Genomic DNA, 3,719 nt, shown 5'->3' with positions numbered 1-3,719 from the left:
GTTATCTTCAAAATTTAACTTTTTTACAAGCTCCTCACAGTATGCCACAGGGTCAGTAATTCCCTGTTCCAAAAGTCCGGATCCAGTACCGAAAGACTTATAGGTAACCTGAACAGCATGGCCTCTTTTTGGGTCATGATAACCATTGACAATAGACAGATAAACACGTCCTTTTTTCACACATTTTTAAGAAAAAAAACATTATCGCGGTCCTGCAGAAAAAAACTTTAAAAGTATCATTCCGGAGCATACAAACGGAAGGGGCAGACTTATGTCTGCCCCTTCTCAATGCCTTCACCGAAGAAGGCTATGATACTTATCTGCTTTACTGTCCGCAGGTGTTCTTGGCGTATTCGTACGCCTTCTCCAGATAGTCCCTTGAAATCTGGAGCTTGCTTACCATGGATGCGGCATCAGTCATACCGAGGTCTCGTGCACCGTAGAGCAGCCAGCCGTATCCCATCTCGGAATTTCCACTTGACGGATAATACGTCGTAGCCAGAAACATTACTGACTCTCTGTGACCGTGGCATGCATTCTCAGTAAGAAGAGGTAAAACCTGGGACTTAAGCTCATCAGGAAGCGTTTTACTGTTCATGTAGAGCTGAGCCTCAAGATACCTTGCATCGACACTTCCCTTCGCAACAGCCTTGTCATACCATTCAGACGCATAAACGTCGTTCTTCTGCACGCCCTGTCCTCGTTCATACATGATACCGAGGAAAGTCTGGGCATAGCTGCTGGACTTTGAAATCTTCATAAAGGCCTTGAATGCATCCTCGTAACGCCCCTGAGTATAATACAGACGTCCGAGATTCTCAGTACCGATTACATGTTCCTTTTCCGCAGCCTCGGCAAAATACTTCTCTGCCTCAGCATAGTTATGCATTTCGTAATAAATGTCACCGATGCGGGCAGCGGCCTCTGCGGCATTAATGTCTTCCGATGATGCCACAGCCTTGTACCAGCTGAGTGCGTTTTCAAGATCTCCCAGTTCATCGTAGGCGCTGGCAAGAGGAAACATTGCTTCACTGACACCGTTCATCGCTGCTTTTTTAAGATAGGTAACGGATTCATTCACGTCCCTCGTTACGCCGAGCCCGTAGAATAACAGATCGCCATACTGATATGAAGCCAATGGATGATCCTTCTTGGCGAGCTTTTCATAAATCACCGGAGCGTCATTCTCGTTTACTGAAGGAGCACGGCCCTCCTGAATCATTCTGGCCTTTCTGTAAAGTGCGTCATCATTACCCGCATCGGCAGCCTGACTCAGATACTTATACGCAAGTTCATTGTCACGTTTGGTTCCAACACCGTCGGCATACATAATGCCGATAAGATAGGCAGCCTCATCATCAGAAGGAGCAACCTCTATTGCTCTTCTGGCAAAACTGAAGGCCTCATTCTCATCCTTGTTGACCCCGATACCATTGAGATAAATTCTGGCGAGAGCGGAAAGGGCATGCGTATTTCCGTAGTTCTGAGCGATACGGACATAATGCACCGCCTCCTTTTCGTTCTTACTCTGACCATAGAGTCCCTTTGAATAGATCTCATAGAGCATGTATGCGGCATCAGGGTAATTGGTCATTCTTACGAAATCCTTCATCTTTACGATTCCTGCTGAGGAAATCTCCGGTGAGGAATTCATGACCTGAATCTTCAGTTCAAGGAACTGAGCCTCAAGATCACGCTCTCTTGAGGAATACTTTTTGACAAGATTTCTGGCTTTTTCCAGATTTGGCAGAGTACCCCAGCCGTTGATAAAACACTTGGCAAGAAGAATATCGGACTCCCTGCCAGAGTTATCATGCTGTTCCTGATAAATCATGCGGAACACACTCTCCTTGTCTATAACAGGAACAAGATTATCCATGTAAATCTTGGCCAGAGGCAGACGGGCACGAAAATCCTTATTCTTAACGGCCAGCTCATAGTTAACGACGGCCTTTTCATAATCCTTGTTCTTAAAATAATACTCGCCGAGAGGATAGTAAGTTCTGACGTTATTGGTTTTTGCAGCCTTGCTTAAGAGTTCGGCTCCGCGTTCCGCATTCTCCTTGTTCAGATTATCGCTGATAAGGTACACGCCATTAATTACGTTATAATCTACCGGATGATCATTTTTGAACTTTTCTGCGTAAGCTCTTGCACCAGGAAGATTGTTGTTTGTCAGTTCATAATAGGCCATGTAAACTGCCGCATCAGATGAACCGGCATCAACAGCCGCCTTATACATGTCAATTAACTGTTCCTGTGTGACTTCCCCGCTGGTTTCTGCGACTTTGCATTTCATGAACAACTCGTCCGGATCATCACCGCATCCGCACAGACCAAGACAAATAGACATTCCCACTGCCAAACACAACTTATTCACTGTCTGTATCCTCAACTAATATTTTTTTAATTATTATATGTAACGTATTATTAATCAGTCCCAAATAATATTACCGAGCAATTATACAAAAAAAATCAAACAATAAGCCCAAAAGAGGCTGTATTTGTGCTGATTATGACGCATGGATACTGTTTCCGCCTTCAAACAGTGTTTTTCACTGTTAAAAAAGCGGAAACAAATGAGAAAACAAATCTGACGAAAACAGAAATCACCCCGAAAATCCTTTATCTGATTACCAGGTTACGGATGAAAATACTGCCGTCGGATATCTCTAGAGACTGTAGGTTTTCACAAAACGGGCAACATCCCTGCCGCCAGTCCTTACGTCACCTTCATGAACACTGTTTGCAGTGCCTGATGAACTCTGAATTACAACATCATAAAACATGATGCCGTTGCTCAGTGCGTTGTCACGGCTGTTGCCAAGATATTTTCCGGTGCTTTCATAATAATTCACCGAACCATCAGCGGAATTCTTTGCAAAGCCAACCTGTCTGCCGTCTGCATTGAAGTATTCGGTTACGCCGTCCTCATTCTTGACAGCTGCACCAATCTGCTCCCTTTCAGAGTTAAAAAACAGCTCACTGCCGACGTCGTTCTTTTTCATGGTAACAATGAGTTTACCTTCTGAGTAAATCTGTTTGCGACCGAGCAGGTCTGTCTGTACCTCGTAGTTTGCCCCGTAAGCCGTACCTGCCATATTCCATGTCAGCAGGAAAACGGAAATCTGAATTAATGTTTTTCTTATATTCATTTTATTATTTTCTTTTTTCCATTGAATCCGGATGTTTATCCCCAATAAACAGAATCAGCCTCATGCCAAAACGTTTTTCCCATCCGGTTAAACAAATTTTAATTGATACCCGGTAATTAAAAAAATAAGAAGATCTAATAACCGTAAAATATCACGTGATAAAGGTAACATTTTCAAAAAATTATGCAAAGGTTTTCATAAAAATTTGTTATGCATCAGACATTTGAATATTTTTTAAGCAATCTGCTTGCTTAAAACGTTGTTTTTTGAGTCTTAGAACAAAAAATAAACCCCTGATTCAGAAACAAACACTCAAAAAGCAATATTTTGGATAATTATGTATGTTATTATCATATCAGACATCTAAAGGCATAGAACCGACATACACTTCATAACATCATCAAAAAAGAATGGGAGCGTCCTGTTTAACGCCCCCATTTCTGTCAGTTAACTCCTGTATTCAACAGACAATATGAAACGACCTCCACGAATGAATGCAAAACGTGGATTTACCGTGTAAACTGTAGATGTTGAAAAAACAGAAACGGATTTACCGCATACATT

At 42.5% G+C, this 3,719-nt stretch carries 3 protein-coding genes; all 3 read right to left on the bottom strand.

Features of this window, described 5'->3' with window-relative positions; genetic code table 11:
- A partial coding sequence (locus QZU58_RS10045) for a hypothetical protein (RefSeq protein WP_294496472.1) occupies positions 1-180 on the bottom strand: 180 nt, incomplete at its 3' end.
- Positions 181-325: 145 nt separating this feature from the next.
- Positions 326-2,380, bottom strand: coding sequence for a tetratricopeptide repeat protein (locus QZU58_RS10040; protein ID WP_294496470.1), 2,055 nt, complete (start codon positions 2,378-2,380; stop codon positions 326-328).
- A gap of 292 nt (positions 2,381-2,672) precedes the next feature.
- Positions 2,673-3,155 carry a hypothetical protein gene (locus tag QZU58_RS10035; protein WP_294463514.1) on the bottom strand — a complete coding sequence of 161 codons (483 nt, stop codon included), beginning with the start codon at positions 3,153-3,155 and terminating at the stop codon, positions 2,673-2,675.
- Between the last annotated feature and the right edge of the window lie 564 nt (positions 3,156-3,719).

Origin of the sequence: uncultured Ruminobacter sp. (genome assembly GCA_902764345.1) — a bacterium.
Classification (GTDB): domain Bacteria; phylum Pseudomonadota; class Gammaproteobacteria; order Enterobacterales; family Succinivibrionaceae; genus Ruminobacter.
This window is presented reverse-complemented; position numbering and strand designations above follow the sequence as displayed.